The organism is Pseudoteredinibacter isoporae, from assembly GCF_040372805.1.
GTDB lineage: Bacteria > Pseudomonadota > Gammaproteobacteria > Pseudomonadales > Cellvibrionaceae > Pseudoteredinibacter > Pseudoteredinibacter isoporae_A.
In genome coordinates this window covers 331,026-351,543 of sequence record NZ_BAABWJ010000001.1, presented here as the reverse complement: position 1 = coordinate 351,543, position 20,518 = coordinate 331,026, and the positions used below count along the sequence as shown (strand labels likewise).

The following is a 20,518-nucleotide window of genomic DNA, read 5'->3' as shown; positions in this document are numbered from 1 at the left end:
ATGTATTGGGAATATCGACAAACCATCACGCGTATTCGCATGTGCTTCAATATCAGCATCAGTTCTTTGCTGGTGGGTTTCCTGGTGATTCATCTTTATTACTATGTGTCGCCGGGTAAAAGCATTGCCAGTATATGGTGGGCAGAGGACCAACAGGCCGCGCAGTACTGGAAGCAAGGAAACTATGTCAAGGCTGCCGAGTTGCTTGCTGATTCGCCACTGGCGGCACAGGCGTATTATGCCAGTGAGGGTTTTGCATCGGCAGCAAAGCGATTTTCCCGAGAGCATCATGCCGAAGCTTATTTCGCGTTGGGTAATAGTCTGGCTCATCAAGAGTCTTATGATGAGGCTATCCTTGCTTATCGCATGGCCCTGGCACTTCAGCCGAAGTGGCCAGAGGCTGAATACAATCGACAGCTTGCAGAAGTGCTAAAAGACAAACCCTGCCAGGCGGGTAAGAAAGAACAGAATACAAAGAGTGATTTCGCTGCCGACGATATTTCGTTTGACCTGGACAAGCAGAATAGCGATCAGGCAGTAGACGATGCCCTGGCGATGGGAGAGCTCAGTGAACATTCTCTGCGAAAATTATGGCTGCGCCAGTTAAATCGAAAGCCTGTTGATTTTCTACAGAGAAAATTTGCCTATCAATGGCAGCAACAAAAAAACGACAGCGAGGGTTCTCAATGACCGCGCTCGCTCGAATCCAGTTGTTGGTGTTGATACTTCTGCAAAGTGCGTTTTCTGTGGCGGCGGATACGCCTGAGGCTTATGTTGTCCTGAGTCTGCCGGGCGGCGAACAAGAACGGGTTCAGGGTCAGGAATATCCGCTGAGTGTAAAGCTGTATACCGGAACCTGGTTGCGCAAAGCGCCCCGGTACCCCGAGATTGATGTCGAGGGAGCATTGGTTGTTCGTCCCCTGTCATTTGCAACACACGGCCAGGAAACGGTCGATGGCCATGACTATATTGTGCAAGAACAGATTTATCGAGTGTATCCACAGCGCCTCGGGGCGTTTTATGTTCCGCCCGTCCAGCTGTCTATGAGCCTGGCTCGAGTGGGTGGCACGGCTCAACCTTTGAGGGTGCAAAGCAATGATCTGATCTTTACGGTGGCGCAACAACGTGAAGGTCTTATCGCTGCCAATGTTGAGTGGGAAGAAGAGTACCGGCTGATTGCAGGTGAACGCTCGAGTCGCCTTCCGCTGGGCGAACTCTGGTCCTTGCAACAAGGAGATGTGATTGAGCGAAAAATCACTCTCAAAGCAGGCCGGACTACGTCAATATTGTTGCCCGACTTCAGACAGTTGCAGATTGAAAGTGAGCAGGGCGATGAGTCCGTTACGGGCGTGCAATTCAGTCAGCAGACGTTTGCCGGTGGTAAGCTTTATCGACAAGTTTCTCAGCTGGGCGATCAAGACAATCGGGGTGAGTTCCTGGCGGTACGCGAGGAGATCTGGCGTTATGAGTTTAATGAAGGTGGGCAATTTGTCATACCTGCAATGGTATTGAGTTATTGGAATCTGTCTGAAGAAGCGCAACAGCGGTTAACCCTGCCGGCGCAATCGGTGGATCTTTCTGCCCCCTTTCAATGGCGACGTACAGCGTGGGGTGTTGCGGGAGGAGGCTTGGCGTTGTTCTTGTTGATGTGGTTCTTAAAGACGTATCGCCGAAGAAACGGGTTCGCATTCCTTGCTCAGAAGCCTCTCTTGAAGCGTTCAAAATACAGCGGGGAGTCTGATGCTTGGCGAGCGCTCTGCGCATCACTTCGACAGCAAGATAGGCAGGCCTTTAATCGCCACTTGTCGCAATGGGCTCGGTTTTGGAATGTGAACCCAACTCGCGTGAGGGTTTTGGTTACAAGCCGTTACACCGCGCTACCAAAATATTTGTCTACGCTCTATAGTCGAGATGGCAGTGCTGTTAGAATGATGACATTAGACGCCATTGAACAGGGACAGTTACTCAATGAATTGCAAGCGCTCCGCCGACAATTAAAGGGGAGCAAAAAAACCACAGTTGCTGATACGAGCCCATGTTTGCCCCCTCTCAACCCTTCACCAAAATCTTAGGCCGTTCATTGCGCTTATGGACCTTTATGTTGTGTCTGCTTTGGGGGGCCTCTGTGCAAGCGCAATGGTTGGGCAGCGAGCAATGCAAAACCTGCCATGAAGTGGAGTATCAACAGTGGCAGGGATCCCATCACGATTGGGCCATGAGGCCAGCACGGGCGCCATTCGTGCTCGGAGACTTTTCAGATATAACTTTTGAGCATTTTGGAGATAAAAGCCGTTTCTATCGGAAAGGCGAAGATTACTTTGTCGATACGCAAAATGCTCAGGGAAAGTTACAAAGTTTTAACGTCGCATACACGTTTGGTTTCTACCCGCTACAACAGTATTTATTGCAAATGCCCAAGGGGCATTTGCAGGCCCTGACCATCGCTTGGGACTCGCGGCCCGCAACGGAAGGTGGCCAACGCTGGTTTCATCTCTACCCGAATGAAAAGATCGGTGCAGACGATCCGTTGCATTGGACCGGTGCTTATTTCAATTGGAACAGCCGTTGTGCTGAGTGCCATTCCACCAATCTACAGCGAAATTACCAGCCCGAGACTCACAGTTATCAGACCCAATGGTCTGAAGTGAATGTCGCCTGTGAGGCCTGCCATGGTCCTGGTGGCGCTCATTTAAAATGGGCTAAAGCGGGCGCTAATGGTGCGGATAAAAAAATCAGCCGTCTGCATGCCAATGGACGTTGGGTACTAAAAGCGGGTGAGTTCATTGCAAAGCGTGAGCAAGGGCCGAGAGTTCAGGGTGAGCAAAGCAATCAGATCAGCGTGTGTGGCAGTTGTCATTCGCGCCGGCGCCTGCTGGGTGAAAAACGCCCGCATGATGCCGGCGAGACTTTCCAGGCACAACATGCGCTTCAGAGTTTGATGGAGCCTCTGTACCATCGGGATGGTCAGATACAAGATGAGGTTTTTGTGTTGGGCTCATTTATGCAAAGCAAAATGTATCAACACGGGGTGGAATGCAGCAACTGTCATGAGCCTCACAGTTTGGCATTGAAGGCGCCAGGCAATGCGGTATGCAGTCAGTGCCATGTTCCAGCAGTTTATGATCAGCCAAAACACCACCATCATCCGGTAGATAGTCGCGGTGCGCAATGTGTGAATTGTCATATGCCGGAAACCAACTATATGGTGGTTGATCCTCGCCGGGATCACAGTTTACGAATTCCCCGCCCGGATTTAAGTGATGAATCAGGCAGCCCAAATGCCTGTGTGCAATGTCATCAGGATCGCAGCAATGAATGGGCAAGCAAGCATTTTAAAAACTGGTTACGTGACGCTGGCAAACCTCTGCCGAAAAAAACCGCTCTGGCTGAAACGGAGCCTGGAAAATTATTGTCTCGTGTGAGTCAGGAGCCTCCGGTAGTTGCTGCCACGATTCTCGAACGACTGGCGCAGGCGCCAAGCCATCAGTCCTTGTTGGTGGCGCAATCTCGCTTACACCATGCAGAACCGATGTTGCGAGAAGCGGCGGTGAACTTCCTTGCTGTTTTGCCGTTGCCGCAACGAGTTCAGGAATTATTGGCCAGTTTGGATGAGCCGGTAATGGCGGTTCGCCTGGCCATTGCCCGACAAACCTTAGGTGCTGATTTATCGACATTGGATAGTGAACAAAGCCGGGCTTTGAAAGGTCTATGGCAGGACTATTGGCAAAGCTTGCTGTTTCATCAGGATACAGCGGCCGGACAATTGAATTTGGGTTTGTATCATTTGGCCTTTGCTCAACTCGATTTGGCGGAAGCGCGCTATCGCAAAGCTATCACTATGGAACCTATGCATTTAGGGGCGCATTTGAACTTAGCGGATGTTTTGCGCCAGCGAGGAAAAACCCAAGAGTCTTTAAGGTTATTGCGAAAAATAAGTCGAGCATTACCTCAGTCGGCTGCCGCGCAGCACGCTTTAGGGTTGGCTTTAGTGCGTCACAAAGATTATGAGTCAGCCTTGCAAGCTCTGAAAGAAGCCGCCAAGCTTGAGCCGAGTAATAGGCGCTATGGGTATGTCTATGCGGTGGCTCTGCACTCAAGCAATCGGAGCCGAGAGGCGTTGCTGCAAATGCGTTCGATGGCCAAACAGTTTTTGTTGGATGCTCAGGGTCAACAATTTTTACGTCAGCTTGAGCAGTTAAATCGATAGTAAGGATGGGAACTTCATGACATCGGATTCGGATAAGGCGTTGTTACGAGACAGTCAGTTTGAGGTTGGAGACGTCGATGTCAAGAGTCAGGAATCGGCTTATAAGGGTTTCTTTCAAATGGAGCGCTGGGCACTCCGTCATCGTTTGTTTTCAGGCGAATGGACAGAGACATTTCAACGCGAAATCTTCCGTCGAGGCAATGCTGTGGCTGGCATCATTTACGACCCCTGGCGAGACGAGATCGCGTTGATAGAGCAGTTTCGAATCGGTGCACATGACAGCCCCTGCGGTCCCTGGTGTTTGGAAGTTGTCGCTGGAATGATGGATAAGGACGGTGAGGCGCCGGAGCAGGTTATGGCTCGCGAGCTTCAGGAAGAGGCGGGGCTCGATGCCCACCATATGGAATTTATTTGTCGTTATTTATCCAGCCCGGGTGGAACCGATGAAGAGGTTTTCCTCTACGCCTTACTTTGTGATTTGAGTGGGGCTGATCAAGGTATTCATGGCCTGGACGAGGAGCATGAAGATATTCGATTACTGGTTTTTCCAGCGCATGAGGTGTTTGCTGCTATGCTTAACGGAAGGATGAATAACGCGGCGACTTTGATTGGTTTACAATGGCTGCAATTGCATCGTGAGCGACTTCAAAAAGAAGCCGCTGAACCGGCATGAATTCGCAACCATAAGTTGAACGTATTTTTATGAAGTCCCGTTATAAAGTAGATCTGAAAGGCTTACAGGCAGTGTGTGGTATGAACTACGCGAAACTGCTTCGGCTGATGCCTGGTCGAGAGACTCGGGACAGTTGGGACTACAGTGCTAGCCCCAATGGGGTGCACACTATTACCATTCGCATTTTGGATCGGGCGCCATACACCACAACGATTGCGGTGGAACAGCAAGGCAACATTAGTAAGTGGTTGCGGGATTTATCGCTGGGGGTTCGAATTTATCATGATGCCGAAATGGCGGAAGTGGTGAATTGGGCACAATACCGACAATTTTTAGGTCGTTATCCCTATCCGAATAAAGATATGCATCAGATGGATGAAAAAGCTCAGTTAAATCAATTTCTTTCAGACTGGTTAAGTCTCTGTATTGCACAGGGTCACAGTTTGGAATATCCAAACTTCACTAAACTGGGTGAAGGGATATAAAGTAAAATTAAAACTCTCGTGCCATATTAAAGGTAATTGAGAATTATTAAGTTAGGGTTCAGTCGTAGGTGCTAAATTTGCCCCAAATAAAACGCCTGAAACGCGGGTGTAATATAAAGGTAATGCGGTGATTCTACCCATTAATGCAGAGCGTCCGACACGCATTCTGCATATAACAGATTGCCACTTAGGTGCGGAATCCGGAGAAACATTGTTGGGCTTGAATGTAGAGGCCAGCTTTGTTGACGTGCTGGAGCACGCCCTTGTCCGTGAAGAAAGCCCCGATTTGATCCTGGTGACGGGCGACATTGCTGGTCACGCTTCTCACGAAGCCTATCAGCGCTTCAGTTATCATGTGGAAAAAGCGTTCCCAAACATTCCTTATGTATGTGTGCCGGGGAATCACGACACCAAAGACATCATGGCTTCAGCTTTTCCCGAAGCGGCTTTGCCCAGATTGGTGGAGTTGGGTGATTGGTTAATTGTGTTATTAGACTCTACTATTCCGAACTGTGAACACGGAAACCTCAGTGAGGCGGAGCTCAATTTCTTACAGCAAACCCTGGCAGCTCATAAAGAGAAGCACATCATTGTCTGCATGCACCACCAACCCGTAGCCGTTGGCTGTGATTGGATTGATCAATATCAGGTGGCCTCTGCAGATCGTTTTAAGGCATTGGTGGCTGAAGCCGGAAATGTCCAAGTGGTGTTGTGGGGGCATATTCACCAGGCGTTTGAAAGTGTTCTGGGTGATGTGAGGTATATGGCAAGCCCATCAACCTGCATTCAATTCAAACCGAATTCCTCGGATTTTGCCCTTGATCGAAAAATGCCCGGTTATCGCTGGTTTGAATTAACGGCTGATGGCCAGTTGGGGACTCGTGTTGAACGCATTAATGAGCGGAATTACCCCATAGACTACAGCTCCAATGGCTATTAATATCCTAGCTTCGGAACAGCAGCACAAGGCGGCTGTGCTTTAGGATATACGAATGCCCGCTCTGCTTTACATCCACGGTTTTCTCAGCTCACCCAACTCCTTTAAAGCCCTTCAGGTAAAAGACTGGCTGCAGACGCATCGCCCGGATATTGAATACCATTGTCCGTTTCTGACGGTCTATCCCGATCAGGTGCAGGCCGAGCTCGATGCTCTGGTTGCCGATATCCAAGCACGCGGGCAAGACCTATACGTGATGGGCAGCTCGATGGGGGGCTTTTGGAGCACCTATTTGGGCGAACGATACGACCTGCCAGCCCTGCTGATTAACCCCGCTGTCAGGCCCTCTATGTTAATGCCGGAGTACATAGGCAAATCACTGAAAAACTACCATACCGACGATGTTTATCAGTTGGAGGCCAGGCATATTGGCCACCTTAAAACCTTGCTTCCAGAAAGCATTACGCGTCCGGGGAACTACTGGGTGCTGTTGCAAACTGAAGACGAAACCCTGGATTACCGTCAGGCCGAGGCCCTCTATCAGAAAGCCCGGTTGACCATTGAAGAGGGCGGCGACCATGCTTTTCAGGGGTTTGAACGATTTATTGAGCCGGGCATCGCGTTTCTCGCCCAGCACTATCAGAAGGCCTAGTGCCTTGATGATAATACAGACGCAATAAGGATCCTGTATTTATGGCAAATTATAATGCCGAAGATATTGAAGTCTTAACCGGCTTAGACCCCGTAAAAAAACGTCCGGGGATGTACACCGAAACCACTCGCCCTAACCACCTGGCGCAAGAGATTATTGATAACTCCGTGGATGAAGCATTGGCTGGTCACGCGAGTCAGATAGAGGTTGTGCTGCACAAAGATCATTCCATGACGGTGATTGATGATGGTCGTGGCATGCCGGTGGATATCCACCCGGAACAAGGGCGCCCAGGGGTTGAGGTTATTCTGTCGACGCTTCATGCCGGGGGCAAGTTCAGCAACGACAATTATCAGTTTTCTGGTGGTTTGCACGGTGTGGGGGTGAGTGTTGTTAATGCGCTCTCCAAGCAGTTGCTGGTCACTATTCGCCGCGGCGGCGAAGTTCATCAAATGGAATTTCGCGACGGTGATAAGCACAGTGATCTTGCGGTAATCGACAGTTGCGGCAAACGCAACACGGGTACGGCCGTTAAGTTTTTACCTGACCCGCAATACTTTGATTCGAACAAATTTTCCATTTCACGCATGCGCCATGTTTTGCGTGCCAAGGCCGTGTTGTGTCCCGGCCTAAAGGTTGTGTTCAAAAACGAGCAGACCGGCGAAAAAGACGAATGGCATTATGAGGATGGTCTGCGCGACTACCTTAAGGCGGCCACTCAAGGTTGGGAAGTATTACCTTCCGACCCTTTCGTAGGCAGTTTCAGTGGCGACACCGATGCCGTTGATTGGGCTGTGCAGTGGTTGCCTGAAGGTGGCGAAGTGACACAGGAAAGCTATGTGAACCTGATTCCGACAGCCCAAGGTGGCACCCATGTCAATGGTCTGCGATCGGGTTTGCTGGATGCGGTGCGCGAATATTGTGAGTTTCGAAATCTTTTACCGCGCGGTGTAAAACTGGCGCCCGATGATATCTGGAACAACTGCTGTTTTGTCTTGAGTGCAAAAATGGCCGACCCGCAATTTTCGGGACAAACCAAAGAGCGTTTATCTTCCCGTGAAGCGGCCGCCTTTGTCTCCGGTGTAGCAAAAGATGCATTTGGATTGTGGTTGAATCAGCATACCGAAGAAGGCGATAAGCTCGCTGAGTTCTGTATCAGTAATGCGCAAAAGCGTGTTCGTTCCTCGAAAAAAGTTGCTCGTAAAAAAGTGACTCAGGGGCCTGCGTTGCCCGGCAAGTTAGCCGATTGCTCCAGCGGAGAGCCAGAGCGCGGTGAGCTGTTTCTGGTGGAAGGTGACTCAGCGGGCGGTTCGGCAAAACAAGCTCGTGATCGAGAGTTTCAAGCGATCATGCCGCTGCGCGGAAAAATTCTGAATACCTGGGAAGTCGATAGCGGTGAAATTTTGGCGTCTCAGGAAGTGCACGATATCTCGGTTGCTCTGGGCATTGATCCAGGCAGCGATGATTTGTCCAAATTGCGTTATCACAAAGTGTGCATTCTGGCCGATGCGGATTCCGATGGCTTGCACATTGCAACGTTGTTATGCGCTTTGTTTTTACGTCATTTTCGCCCAATGGTTGCGGCAGGGCATGTGTATGTAGCTATGCCCCCCCTGTATCGTATCGATGTGGGCAAAGACGTTTACTACGCATTGGATGAGGCTGAAAAAGCAGGGATTCTTGAACGCATCAAAGCCGAAAAGAAAAAAGGTAAAGTCGGCGTTCAGCGCTTTAAAGGTCTGGGGGAAATGAACCCCATGCAGCTGCGTGAAACCACCATGGCCGTCGATACTCGTCGTCTTGTTCAGTTGATTCTAGAGCCCGGTGATGACACTAATCAAGTTATGGATATGTTGTTGGCGAAAAAGCGTGCAGGTGACCGTAAAGTTTGGCTGGAACAGAAGGGCAACTTGGCGGACGTGTAGTCTTGAATGCAGCTCGCTTGCCAAATTGAAGGCCGGGCTGTTTCAACTTTTTCGAGGTTTTCGATGATGGCTTTGAAGTGGCTTTAATATTTCATGTGCCGTCGTTGAGATATCTACGCTAACGCTGGTGTATGCAATTCGTTAGCTATTCTTAAAATCTTTCAACGTTTAACAATAAAAGCACGATGATTTTCTGAACCCCTTTTTCCTCAGCTGCGACTCTTCCGTCGGTGATGGTGGTTCTCGTTGAGTGCAGTGGCCAACAATGTTTCATCGATTTCATGGGATGAGACGACCTTGTTTCGGCCGCTTCGTTTGGCTTCATATAAACAGATGTCTGCGAGTTTTAACCATTCGCTTTCATCATGATCCCGCTCTAACATGGCGACTCCCGCACTGATGGTGACAGTATTGTCTGGCAAAAGAGTTAACTTCTCCACATCCACTCTCACGGTTTCGGCCAGGTTCTCCAATGCATAAAGTTGGAAGTCTTTTGCCAGGAGTAAAAATTCTTCTCCTCCGATGCGCATAGCTTCTATGTTCCCGAGCTCTTCTGTTTTGCTGAGTATTGAGGCGATGCCGATGAGCACATCGTCTCCTTGTGAGTGTCCGTACTCATCGTTAATACTTTTAAAAAGATCGACATCCAACATGACTACACCATAGACAGTTTTGGGGTTGTCTGAAAAATCGCTCATGGCCTTTGCTATTTGTTCAGACATGTAGCGTCGGTTTTTAAGTCCGGTTAACGAGTCAGATTTGGACTGCATGACCAGGCGGTGTTGGAGGTTGAGGAGAATGGTCAGCATACCGTAGGAAATCCCCATGAGCACAAGTGCTGCGCCGACAAACTCAAACGCCACACTGAATATTTTTGTGCTGCTGTAGAGCAGCAGACCGCTGGTAGTAATCATGAAGAGGTTGTATGGGATTGAGATGGATCTATTGACCACGATTGCATGGCCCAGGATCAAGGGGAATAGCCAATAGCTGGAGGGCACGCCTTGAATATAAATATTGCTCAAGGAAATGGTGGATATCATCAAGGTGAAAATTGCGGGGGGTAAGAGCAGGTTTTTTTTTCGAAAGTATTGATAAAGCAAGCCGCCGATCACCAGAAGAAATGCTGCATCCAGAACGGTTAATAGGGTTTGCCCACGGCTATGGTGATATATCGTACTGGGAATGATAACCAGAAACGCGGCAATCGAAACCAGGATAATGACTTTTTGCTGAGACTCGGGCAGTTCATCTGGGGGTGACAGTAATGCCCAAAGATCAATTTGAAATTCGAGATTGGAAGGGCCTTTTGGAGTTTTTGATTTCAAAGGTACTGATTGCGACTTTGAATCTGACATTGTCTCTCGGTCCAATTGGATGGGGCATGCTGCTCAAAAGGTCTATCGCGACCCTCTCAAATAATTCTAGACCGTTTTGTCAATTTTTTCTCTTAAAATTCTATCAGTGGTCGTCATGTTGTTGTTTGCTATGAAAGGTGTTGCCGTTTGCCAATCGATGGATGGTTTCGCGCCAGGGTCTTAAGGGCAACTGAAAGCCAATAGTGTCGGAGGAGTGTCCTGAAAAGTGTGTTTATCGGTGCCCTCGAAGCCAAGTTATTAGGGTGGCCTCTATCCAACACGAATGGTGACAGCGGGAATGAAATAAGTTTACGCCGACAAAAAACGCAGGATTAAGTACTGATGCAGTGGCCAAATCAATCTTGGCTATTGCGAAAGTACTAGGCATTCATGATTTTTCATTCTCTATGCCCACGCTTTCAGGTCTCATCTCTGAGGCCGAATTTTTTCAGTATATCGGCCATCAGGCACCAGTTGCTAAAACCCGATTGAAACAGATTGGCACCCACAAAAAATGTAAAGATGAAAAACCAAGGGCTCATGTAATAGCCGAGTACAACGCTGATCATGATGAAAGTACCGGCAATAATGTGCAGGACGCGATTTACGGTCATTGTTGTTTCCTGTTAAAAACGAAAGCGGACTCGAAGGTAGACATTGCTGGAAGGCTCGAATTGTCCCCATTGTTGTTGCAGGTTGCGGCCACTAAATTCATTCATTCCTAAAGTGAAGCTCCAGTGATCATTGTGGCGATAGCTGACTTTGGGTTTGAGATAAACGTCACCTTCATCGGGCGAATAGAAGGTAAACAAAGACCAGTGCAATTTTTGCTGCATGCTCAGATAGTTCAGGCGCAAACTGATGGTGTGGTGCCAGCGTGCATTGAGAGGAAGGTTCTCCGGCTGGGCAGATCGGGCTGCCGTGTAGTCAAGTGTCAGTTCACTGAGCCACTGCAGGCCAAGGGTAAATTCGGAAGCCAATTCTCGCTCAAAGCCGAGTAGCATTTTGATCTGGCTATTGGGGCGAAATGGATCTGTGCCGGCTGTATCATCCCGGGATTGCCAATAGGCAAATTCGGCATTGGCTATTCCACCGGCTGCAGGCAGTCGAATGCTGGCTCCGTAGGCGTTTAGGGTTGAGAAATAATAACGATTATTTTCTGGGTTGATGCTGTTAGGTTGGGTATAAAAGCCGTTGTAGAAATACGCGGCGTATTCAACACTGTTATGTTGCTTTGATAATCGCATCGCCAGTTGACCATTGCTGATACGATCTTCGGGGTTATCTGCGAGCAAGCGTTGGTTTGTTGGTTCTCGAGAGTTTGGTTGTGCATAGGCGAAGCGTTCACCGCTAATATAAATGTCTGGGTGAAATTGAGGTGTCCACACGATATCCGCATTAAATGCTGTGTTGTAATAACTTAATTTGATGCTGGCTGATGGAGCTTTAAGGTATTCATCGTCCCTCCCGGAAAACATAGCTTGCCAGTTTTTGGGAAAGAAATCGTTGAGAAAAACAAAATCTCCAGTACCCCAAGTTAGAACCTGTTGGCCGAAACGCACATTGATTGAGTCAGTGAGAGGGGAGTCAATGTACAGCTCTCGCCAGCTGAATTGCAATGAATGGTCATCGACGTCATCGTATAGAATGTCCAACTTTGCACTGAGGTAGTGCTCGCCCCAATAACGTGAGGCAGAAAACTGATTGCGCCACTCGGCTAAACTATTGCCGTCTGGATTGGGGCTTGCCCGACGAAAGACGCCCAGGGCGAGCTCACTGTAAGCTCCCCACTCAATGGGGTTCGCGCTGTCCGTCCAGTTGGAATCCGGCCAGGAATCAGCCCATGGGTCTGGGCCTTCATTGGGGCTGGCAAGTGTGTGTGTGGACGCGATGCTGATGCTCAGGGACACACCCAGACAGGCTCCACTGACATGCCTCCATCTAATGTTTCTCAAAACAGTCATTGGCTTCGAAGCCACTTTCTGGGGGGCATGCGCAGCGAGCGTTCATTGAAAATGGAGTCAGGTAATCCCAGGCCGTATTCCACGTTGCGCAGTTGATTGATGCTAAAACTGCCATCGCGAAGATTTTCAGCTTTCATTTCGACAACCGTTGGAAACCCCTGTATCTGGGCTGTTTTGAGTACGGACAGGCGTCGATAGACTTCGTTATTTGAATCAAAGTAGTCAGCGGAAATGGGCAGCAATGTCTGCTTATCGATACGGATGTGATAATAGCTGAACTCTACGTTATTTGGGGTTTTTGGGGTGGCTTTGAGCGTCCAGGCCCGCTTATCCTGCTGGACGATTTCGTAAGTGTCAGCATGGATGTCCCGGCCTGAAATGTCTTCGTAGAAAAAAGTTGACCCCACAAAGCTGGTTCGTTTGTCTCCGGCGGAGATGCGTTTCAGTAAATCCAGACCAGGAAGGTACAGCCAGCGATCGTCGTCGCTACCGGGATGTTTGTCGACTAAAAAGCTGGTGCGCGCGACATCGCTTGGACGAGAGAAAATCAATAGAAATTGTTGATCGCCGCCGTTCTGTATATTTCGCCTCAAGAGGGTGAACTGGCGAATCTGTTTACGCCCCTGCTTGTCGACGATCAACATGCGGGCCTGAGCGCGGCCATCGTCACCGGCGTAAACCGTCGCGAGGTTTGAGCGTTGGATGATTTTCAGAGCGTCAGCGTCCTGAGGAGAAGGCGATGCCAGTACATTCGCGCAGGCGGATAAAGCACTGATTAGAGTGATGAGGTATTTATTCATGGGTAAGTTCTCCGCGAGCGTGGGGCTTCAATGTGGCTGGCGCAAACAAAAAGTTATTCAATACAGAAATGATGCTGGGGATGAGCAATAAACTGCTGATACAGGAGATCACCATAATGGACGCCAGAAAGAGACCTACGGTTTGATAGGGCACCAAGGGGGCTAATAGCAGTGGCGTAAAACCAAGCGCGATAACAATGGCATTGCGGCTGATGGCTCGTCCCGGTTCTTCAAACATTGCTGTGCGCACGTCAGACCAGTTGCCATAATGCTGCATAAGAGCACGGCAACGTTCAATAAAATGAATGGCAAAGTCGATACTCATGCCCAGAGTCAATGCTGACAGCACTGCAACAGGCATATCATAATTTTTACCACTAAAACCAATCAATCCATAAATCAAACTGATGGTGATGCTGAGTGGCAGCATGGCAATTAACCCCCAGCCGATTGAACGAAAGAGCACCATCATCATCACGGCAACGATCACAAATGAAGACAGTAAGCTTTCTAGCATGCCGCTGACCATGGCCTCTTGCCAGGCGACATTAATATAGGTCAATCCGCTCCAATGAATGTCGAGGCCTGCCGGAGGTGGGTTGTTGTCGAACCAGCGATCCATGGCCTCGAGAACTGCGCTCATATCCTGGTTATCGCCGGAGCTGAGTTGTAACCAGATGACGGAAGAACGGTAATCCGGCGTAACAAAATGCCAAACATCGCCAGGGCGATGGGAGCTTTGAAATGTCAGAAGCGCCTGCGCCGTGGCTTGGCTGCTGTCAGGCAATTGATAGAACGATGTATCTCCGCCGTGCAGCTCTCGATTGACGGTTTTAAGTAGATCAACCAAACCATTGGTTTTTCCAATATGGCCTGTGGCAATCAAGGCCTTTTGCACGTTTTCGAGATACTGCAGATATTCGGGTTGCAGAAACAAGCGTTGCTCATCGTTGGCTCGATCGATGGCCAGAGCAATGTCATCCCACCAGAGCAAATCGTCATCGCTGGAGTTCATCTGCTGATCAATCAGGGTTTCGGCGATGTCGTTGCTGTTTGCCTGCAACGTTTTGAATCGGCTTTGAATGTGTTCGGGTGCTCTTTCGAGAATGGTTTTAAGCTCTGAATGATTTTCCTGGGGCTGTTGGGCGCTAAAACTCAAGTACGCTTCATAGGTGCCCGCAAAATGTTGGTTGAGTGTTCGGTCGGCTTTGCGAATGGGGTGTTCGCTTTCAAACCAATTCATAGGGTTGTCATTGATTTGAATGTTGTGAATGCCCACGACGGAAAACAATAAGCTTCCTATTGCGGTCGCAATAATTGCATAACGAAAACGATGGCTGAACTGAGGCAGTAGACGCAGCATGCGAGCCAACGGGCTATTGGGTGTTTCATCGCTGTGTACCCGGCGTGCCATGGCTGCCAGCGTCTTATCAGATAGACTCGATATATACGCGGGAACCAAGGTAATGCTCAACAAAAAGGCGACGCCGATACCTAAAGCGACAAAACTGCCAAACACTCTGACCGGTGGAATGTCTGCAGTATTGAGAGAGGCAAAGCCAACCATTGATGTGATGGAAGTGAAGAGCATAGGTTGAAACAGTTTCTCCACGACTTCGCGGGCCAACTTGGTTTTATCCATGCCAGGTCGGTAGTGGTCATTGAATTCCGAAAGGAGATGTACGGAGTCCACGACGGCGATGGGCATCAGAAAAATCGGAATCATTGATGACATGATATGGACGGGAAAACCAAGACCGATCATGGCTCCCATGGTGATAATGACGGTAGCCATTGCGACAATCATGGGGGCGGCAACCAGCGCCAGAGAGCGAAAGAAAAACAACATCAGCGCAAAGATCAATAGGCCTGCGGCTGGTGCTGAGATTGCCATCTGTTTGAACATTTCCACGCCAAAGGTATCTTCGGCTACTGGCAAACCGGTGATATAAAACTGTTCGTCGCCTTCGGGTAACTCTTCGATAACGCTCAAAAGCTGCTGATAGATTCGATAGCTCTGGTCTTTGGCAACAATGGGAATATAGAGTGCTGCGGCTTTTTGATCATCGGAAACCAGTGTGTTGTTCAGCAGGGGCAGGCGTTTTATCCAACGGGCGATTTGTTCAGCAGCTTCGTCATTGACAGGGGGGGTACGCATCATCCAGTGAAAGGCAATTTCCCCATCTGTGCCCTGCGTAATGTTGTCACTGAGAGAGAGGCTCATCACATCTTCGTCAATTACACCTTCCATCGCCAGGGCGGCTTCGCTGATGTGGGCCAGCTTCCAAAGGCTGCGAGCATTGTAGATCCCTTGCGCGTGCCGCTCGTTCACTATGCCCAGCACCACCATGTCAGAAAGCCCAAAGCGTTGCTTGATTTCCTCATGCAGTACCCGTGCGGGGTGCTGATGGGGCAGCATATTTTCCGGGTCTGTATCGACTGACAGACGCGGGAACATTACCAGCGCCAGCAGGCATAACAGGCCGGTTGCCCAAAAAACGCGTTTAGGGTGATCGAATGACCACTGCATCAAACGGTGTTTCATTGTAATACCATGATTAATTTGTATCTAATTTAGTATTATCTAATATAGGTGGTTTGTAAAGAACAAAGTCCGATGTGGATGATGAAAAGGCGCGTTGATATACGCCGCAGGAATGTCTGAAGGGTTGCGTTGTCGGCACAAAAACTCGGTTCGGCAGCAGAGCATGAACGGCGGGGCTCGTTAATATGGAGGAAACCGTCAAAGAGGTCATTTCTGTGCACGCTATCGCCCATAGTCAACACCCTGAAAACGCTGAAGTGATGAGCCGTATCCATCAGCTGCAAAAGAAACTGGATGAGCAGGCGCTGGATGTTTACTTATGCCACGATCCCGCCAATATTTTTTACCTCTCCAACTTCGCTAACTTTGTGCACGAGCGGCCATTTGTGTTGCTGATCCCTCGCAGCGGTCGCCCTACGTTTATTGTGCCCACCTTAGAACTGGAGCATGTGAAGTCGCGTGTGGTTATAGATTTGGACTACGCTGACTATCGGGAATTTCCGGCCACCATCGGTGACAACTGGTATGACCGTATGGCTGATCACATTCAGGAACACCACAGAGTTGGGGTCGAGAGTCAGTGCCCCTTGTCGGTCTGTCGCGCCTTGGCGAGAACGGCGATACAGAGTGATATTGTCGATGAGTTGAGAATGACGAAATCAGATTTCGAAATTCAGCGCATACAGTATTGTTGCGACCTGTTGAGCCTTGGCCATAACACCCTTATGGAGATGGCCAGTCCCGGTCAGTTACCGCTATTGATTCATAAAGATGTGTCTTCACAACTTATGCAGAAACTGCTGTTGGAAAATCCCACGGTGAACCTGCTCAATAGCAAGTTCAACGCGGTTACCCAGGTGGGTGCCCTGTCGGATGATCCGCATAATTTCCGAGAAGTGTTTGCCACTTTGGAAGAGGGAGGACCGAATGTCAGTATCGTTCAGGGTTTGGCGAATGGTTATGGTGCTGAATTGGAGCGCACTTTTTTCATCAACAGCATTCCTGAAGCCGCGCGTAAACCTTTCGATGCTATGTTGGAGGCCAGGGAGCTGGCCTACGACTTGCTCAGACCCGGCCAATCCATGGCCGATTTGGATCGGCAGGTGAATCAGCGTCTTAGCGAGCTGGGGTACAGCGACAATCTTCTGCACAGAACCGGCCACAGTTTCGGGGTGACGGATCACGAGGGGCCATTTCTCGCAGACGGTTATGAGCGGGAAATCAAAGCCAATATGATTTTCAGTATTGAACCGGGTATTTATGTGCCTGGCCTTGGTGGTTTCCGATTCTCGGATACGGTATTGATTACCGACAAGGGTTATCGAAAAATGACCGAGGCACCCGAAAGCCTGGAGCAATTGATTGTTACTGACTAAGTGGGAAATCAGTCTTGGTTTCTGGTATGTATTGGCCGTTGCCTACAATGTTTATGCTTATTATCAATCCCTGAATGGTGACGTTTTATTGGCTACAAGTCAGCCCATTCGAGGGATAATATTTATTTCCATCCTCATGATGGTTTTGAGTGTCCGGCGAGTTTGGCTGAGTTTGTTTAAACTCGTCTTTCCCTTGTGCCTGCTTGGCTTGGCGTATGGCGGCTTGATCAATCACTGGCGGTATTGGGCTTCTCGCGGGTATTCCATCGGAGAGGAAAGTACAGCGCTTTTCATTGCGCTGAGTCTCAATGGTGTCGCTGTGGTTTGTGGTTTTGTCCTTTGGTGGCAGCAGCTCAGGGGCGATCGTTCTTAGGCGAATGACCGAAATAACGTTTATAGGCTCGGCCAAAAGCAGATTGATCCTGGTAGCCAACAGACAGTGCGGTTTCCAAAACAGTGTTCTTGCCGCTGCGAATGAAACTGCGGGCAGATTCCATTCTCTGTTGTAGCAGGTAATCGGATAGGTTCATGCCAACGCTGGCTTTGAAGGTATTCAGTAAATTACTTCGGCTCAACCCCGTCTCTTTGGCGAGCCAATCAATGTCGGGTGGAACGGCCAGGTTGTTATTGATGCTTTGCAGAACGAAGGCCAGTGCCTTCGCTTTGTGGTGACTGATTTGAGCACCTTCGCCTGGGCCATGTTTGAGTTGGTAAAAACCATTGAAGGTGTGAAAAAGCAATTCTGTAATTTTGGCTTGCAGATAAATACCCGCCATATGATGTTCAAAGGGCATTGCCAGGATGGTTTCCAAGGTATCCTTTATTGGCTTACTCAAATGTGTACTGAACACTTTATCGTTTTTGCTTTGTAGCTGTTCCTGTATGGTTGCAGGGAGATGATCAAACTCCGGTTGAAACATGGTGATGAGCTTATCGGTGTTCATCCAAAGCCCGAGCCCTCGAATGGTCTCGGTTGATTTATGAAACCGCGTTTGCCGCCCCGCTGGACCGTAATGGGTTAGGTAGGTTCTAGGAATGCCATCGCTCAACACCGTATTGTGGTTTAACTCCATGTCACTACCACCGCTTAAGACATACTCCAGGCTCAGCATGTCATTGAGTCGACTGTGGCTGATAAAGTCTTTCTCAATAGTGAAATCACGAATACCGATGAGGCCGATATCCTGATAGGGATACAACCAGTATTGCCCATTAATACAGTGGCTGAATTCCGAATCCTTGTAGGTATGAACACCAAAAGGCCGGTTGGGGGCGTTATGCTGAGCATGGTAAAAATGACTGAGATCCTCAGCGCCCATGGCGAGTACGGGGATGTTGGAGTGATCCGGAAAATTCATGGGCACTAAGGTGTTGTCGTGATTCAGAAACTATACTGCAGTGTTGGCTCGATTCAAAGCCACAATTTTCTTGTTGTTTTAATAGCGTCGTTTGTCGGGTGGGTCGTCTTTTCAATCGTTTGACGATGTGTCTCATTCCATGGTTTTCTTAAACTAGTTATCACTTTTGACCCTATTATTTCCAAACGGCCTCCCTTACTGTAGGTGCAGACGTTCATATCGATTTACTTCCAATTCACGGGATCATTCTATGAAGCACTTCAAGCTTATTGTTGTTATGGTGATTATGTCTTTTGCGGGTTTCTCCCAGGCGGCAAAAGAACAAACAGATACGGCTGCCCAAAAAGCAATATTGGTTACCGGCGCCAGCTCCGGAATTGGTTTGCGAATGACGCAGTTGTTGTCCCAAAATGGCTTCTATGTCTACGCCGGCGTTTTGCATAAAGATGAAATGGGAGCGTTGAATGCGCTGGACAATGTGACGGCGGTTCAGTTTGATGTGCGTAAGCAGGACGAAATCGATGCGGCCGCCAAGTTTGTTCAAGCGCAGGGGCGGGGCCTCTATGGCTTGATTAATAACGCAGGCGTATCGATTTTTGGTCCGATGATCGAGCTTCCTGTTGAGCAACTGGAATACCAGATGGACGTGAATGTTTACGGGCCATTTCGAGTCACCCAGGCATTTGCTCCACTGATTATGGAAAGTAAGGGGCGAATTGCAACGACCGGTTCGATTGCGGGTATTTTGTCTCCTGCTTTTATGGGCGCATACAGTATGAGCAAACATGCCATCGAAGCGTACACCGATGCCATGGCTCAGGAAATGGCACGATACGATGTGAGTGTGCATGTTATTGAGCCGGGCAACTACGGCACCAACATCGGCAATGCCGCAAAACAGCGTCTATTGGCACAGAACTATTGGAATGAAAAATCCCGTTATAACAAAGAGCGTCAGGGTTTGTTGGCTAGACTGGATCAAACGGAAAAAGGTCCGGACCCGATTGATGTTGCCGAGGCAGCTTTGCACCTTATGCAGAGCGATTCACCGAAAAGCCGTTACATGGTGACAGCAACACCGGCTCAGGCTGACATTACGTTGCGCCGACAAATCAGCAAAATGCTGGAGCTGAATGCAGAACAGGTTCATCAATTCAATCGCGAGCAATTGATTAAACTGTTGGATGAAGAACTGGCAAAAACGTCTGGCTCGAAGAAATAAGTCTATGGTCAGCAGTCCGCCGATTGTTTTGATCGACCCTGTTTATGAGTTTTGCCTTTTGGCAAGATGTTCAGCGAGGTAATCGATCAAAATTCTGATCCGAGGCGATAGATATCGGTTGGGGGGGTACACCCCCCAAACCCCTTCACTCTTATCCTGATACGGTTCCAGTAAAGCGTGCAGCCTGCCGTTATCCAGATGGGGCTGAACGTAATAGTCGGGCAATTGCACTATGCCTATGCCTTTGAGGGCCGCATCCAATAAGGCTTCTCCGCTGTTGTACCTTAGCCGACCTTTCAGGCGAATATTTTTATCATGTCCTTTTTGATTAAAACGCCAGTAGTTCAGAGTTCCGAGCAAGCAATTATGCTGTTTCAGTTCTGAAAGGCTGTGTGGTGTTCCTTGGCGTTCCAAATAGTCGGGTGAGGCGCACACGTAATTACAGCGGTTGCTCAAACGCTTTGCGATCAGGGCGGAGTCTTCCAGCTTTCCCAGTCGAACCGCAATGTCATAACCCTCTTCCACAAGATCAATCTGGCGGTTAGTGAAATAAGCGTTGATTTCAATATCTGGATGCTGGATCAAAAAATCATTCAGCAGAGGGGCGAGGATACGTTCGGCGTAGGTAACCGGAGCGGTAAGTTTTATCTTTCCACGTGGCAGTTCTTGCAGTTGGCTGACCGCTTGTTCGGCGGCTTCCAGGCCGTCCAGTATGCCCCGGCAATGCTGGTAAAAGGTGTTGCCTTCTTGAGTGAGAGATACTTTGCGAGTGGTGCGGTACAGCAGCTTAACGTTCAGGCGTTTTTCCAATGCGCTGATTTGCCGGCTCACTTGTGCTGTTGATATGCCCAGTTTTTGAGAGGCTCGGGTGAAACTCTCGCTTTCCGCAACGTGAACAAATTCAGTAATGCCTTCCCACTTCACTATTGTTACTCATTGGTAATAATGTTTTACCAAAATACCCAATTATCATTATTTTGGCAATTATTATAATAGGGCTCTAATCGGGTGCGGCC

18 protein-coding genes are annotated in these 20,518 nt (G+C 49.0%); 11 read left to right on the top strand and 7 right to left on the bottom strand.

Annotated features, from left to right (window positions below; all coding sequences use genetic code 11):
- The 8 genes from ABWW03_RS01625 to parE all read left to right on the top strand — a co-directional run bounded on the left by ABWW03_RS01625 (window position 1) and on the right by parE (window position 8,879).
- Window positions 1–690, top strand: a complete 690-nt coding sequence (locus ABWW03_RS01625; protein ID WP_353405947.1) for a tetratricopeptide repeat protein — start codon at window positions 1–3, stop codon at window positions 688–690.
- Entirely contained in the window at window positions 687–2,072 is a 1,386-nt protein-coding gene (locus ABWW03_RS01620; RefSeq protein WP_353405945.1) for a hypothetical protein, read from the top strand. Before ABWW03_RS01625 ends, ABWW03_RS01620 begins: the two co-directional genes overlap by 4 nt.
- Window positions 2,073–2,125: 53 nt before the next feature.
- Window positions 2,126–4,207 carry a tetratricopeptide repeat protein gene (locus ABWW03_RS01615; protein WP_353405944.1) on the top strand — a complete coding sequence of 694 codons (2,082 nt, stop codon included), beginning with the start codon at window positions 2,126–2,128 and terminating at the stop codon, window positions 4,205–4,207.
- A 16-nt stretch (window positions 4,208–4,223) separates the two neighbouring features.
- Window positions 4,224–4,880 (top strand): NUDIX domain-containing protein, encoded by a 657-nt coding sequence (locus ABWW03_RS01610; RefSeq protein ID WP_353405942.1) that lies wholly within the window; start codon window positions 4,224–4,226, stop codon window positions 4,878–4,880.
- Between the two features lie 29 nt (window positions 4,881–4,909).
- The gene (locus ABWW03_RS01605) at window positions 4,910–5,365 is read left to right on the top strand and encodes a DUF1249 domain-containing protein (RefSeq protein ID WP_353405941.1); all 456 of its coding nucleotides are present in this window, start codon (window positions 4,910–4,912) and stop codon (window positions 5,363–5,365) included.
- A 127-nt stretch (window positions 5,366–5,492) separates the two neighbouring features.
- Complete coding sequence (cpdA, locus tag ABWW03_RS01600) at window positions 5,493–6,305, top strand: 3',5'-cyclic-AMP phosphodiesterase (protein WP_353405940.1); 813 nt, start codon at window positions 5,493–5,495, stop codon at window positions 6,303–6,305.
- 52 nt (window positions 6,306–6,357) lie between these two features.
- Window positions 6,358–6,954, top strand: coding sequence for a YqiA/YcfP family alpha/beta fold hydrolase (locus ABWW03_RS01595; RefSeq protein WP_353405939.1), 597 nt, complete (start codon window positions 6,358–6,360; stop codon window positions 6,952–6,954).
- Between the two features lie 41 nt (window positions 6,955–6,995).
- The gene (parE, locus tag ABWW03_RS01590) at window positions 6,996–8,879 is read left to right on the top strand and encodes a DNA topoisomerase IV subunit B (RefSeq protein WP_353405937.1); all 1,884 of its coding nucleotides are present in this window, start codon (window positions 6,996–6,998) and stop codon (window positions 8,877–8,879) included.
- Window positions 8,880–9,088: 209 nt separating this feature from the next.
- On the opposite strand, the gene ABWW03_RS01585 is transcribed toward parE, so the two are convergent.
- The 5 genes from ABWW03_RS01585 to ABWW03_RS01565 form a co-directional block, all read right to left on the bottom strand.
- A complete protein-coding gene (locus ABWW03_RS01585) occupies window positions 9,089–10,237 on the bottom strand; it encodes a GGDEF domain-containing protein (protein ID WP_353405936.1) in 1,149 nt (382 codons plus the stop codon).
- Window positions 10,238–10,656: 419 nt separating this feature from the next.
- Window positions 10,657–10,851 (bottom strand): YgaP family membrane protein, encoded by a 195-nt coding sequence (locus ABWW03_RS01580; RefSeq protein WP_353405935.1) that lies wholly within the window; start codon window positions 10,849–10,851, stop codon window positions 10,657–10,659.
- A 12-nt stretch (window positions 10,852–10,863) separates the two neighbouring features.
- The gene (locus tag ABWW03_RS01575) at window positions 10,864–12,147 is read right to left on the bottom strand and encodes a hypothetical protein (RefSeq protein WP_353405934.1); all 1,284 of its coding nucleotides are present in this window, start codon (window positions 12,145–12,147) and stop codon (window positions 10,864–10,866) included.
- Between the two features lie 50 nt (window positions 12,148–12,197).
- Complete coding sequence (locus ABWW03_RS01570; protein ID WP_353405933.1) at window positions 12,198–13,001, bottom strand: outer membrane lipoprotein-sorting protein; 804 nt, start codon at window positions 12,999–13,001, stop codon at window positions 12,198–12,200.
- Entirely contained in the window at window positions 12,994–15,546 is a 2,553-nt protein-coding gene (locus ABWW03_RS01565; protein WP_353405932.1) for an efflux RND transporter permease subunit, read from the bottom strand. The genes ABWW03_RS01570 and ABWW03_RS01565 overlap by 8 nt, the downstream gene beginning before the upstream one ends.
- A 185-nt stretch (window positions 15,547–15,731) precedes the next feature.
- On the opposite strand from ABWW03_RS01565, the gene ABWW03_RS01560 reads away from it, so the two are divergent.
- Window positions 15,732–16,922 (top strand): M24 family metallopeptidase, encoded by a 1,191-nt coding sequence (locus ABWW03_RS01560; protein ID WP_353405931.1) that lies wholly within the window; start codon window positions 15,732–15,734, stop codon window positions 16,920–16,922.
- Window positions 16,909–17,295, top strand: coding sequence for a hypothetical protein (locus tag ABWW03_RS01555; protein WP_353405930.1), 387 nt, complete (start codon window positions 16,909–16,911; stop codon window positions 17,293–17,295). Before ABWW03_RS01560 ends, ABWW03_RS01555 begins: the two co-directional genes overlap by 14 nt.
- On the opposite strand, the gene ABWW03_RS01550 is transcribed toward ABWW03_RS01555, so the two are convergent.
- Complete coding sequence (locus tag ABWW03_RS01550) at window positions 17,276–18,280, bottom strand: helix-turn-helix transcriptional regulator (RefSeq protein WP_353405929.1); 1,005 nt, start codon at window positions 18,278–18,280, stop codon at window positions 17,276–17,278. The genes ABWW03_RS01555 and ABWW03_RS01550 overlap by 20 nt on opposite strands.
- A gap of 250 nt (window positions 18,281–18,530) precedes the next feature.
- On the opposite strand from ABWW03_RS01550, the gene ABWW03_RS01545 reads away from it, so the two are divergent.
- The gene (locus ABWW03_RS01545) at window positions 18,531–19,502 is read left to right on the top strand and encodes an SDR family oxidoreductase (RefSeq protein ID WP_353405928.1); all 972 of its coding nucleotides are present in this window, start codon (window positions 18,531–18,533) and stop codon (window positions 19,500–19,502) included.
- A 42-nt stretch (window positions 19,503–19,544) separates the two neighbouring features.
- Here ABWW03_RS01545 and ABWW03_RS01540 read toward each other — a convergent pair whose 3' ends face one another.
- A complete protein-coding gene (locus ABWW03_RS01540) occupies window positions 19,545–20,426 on the bottom strand; it encodes a LysR family transcriptional regulator (protein ID WP_353405927.1) in 882 nt (293 codons plus the stop codon).
- Between the last annotated feature and the right edge of the window lie 92 nt (window positions 20,427–20,518).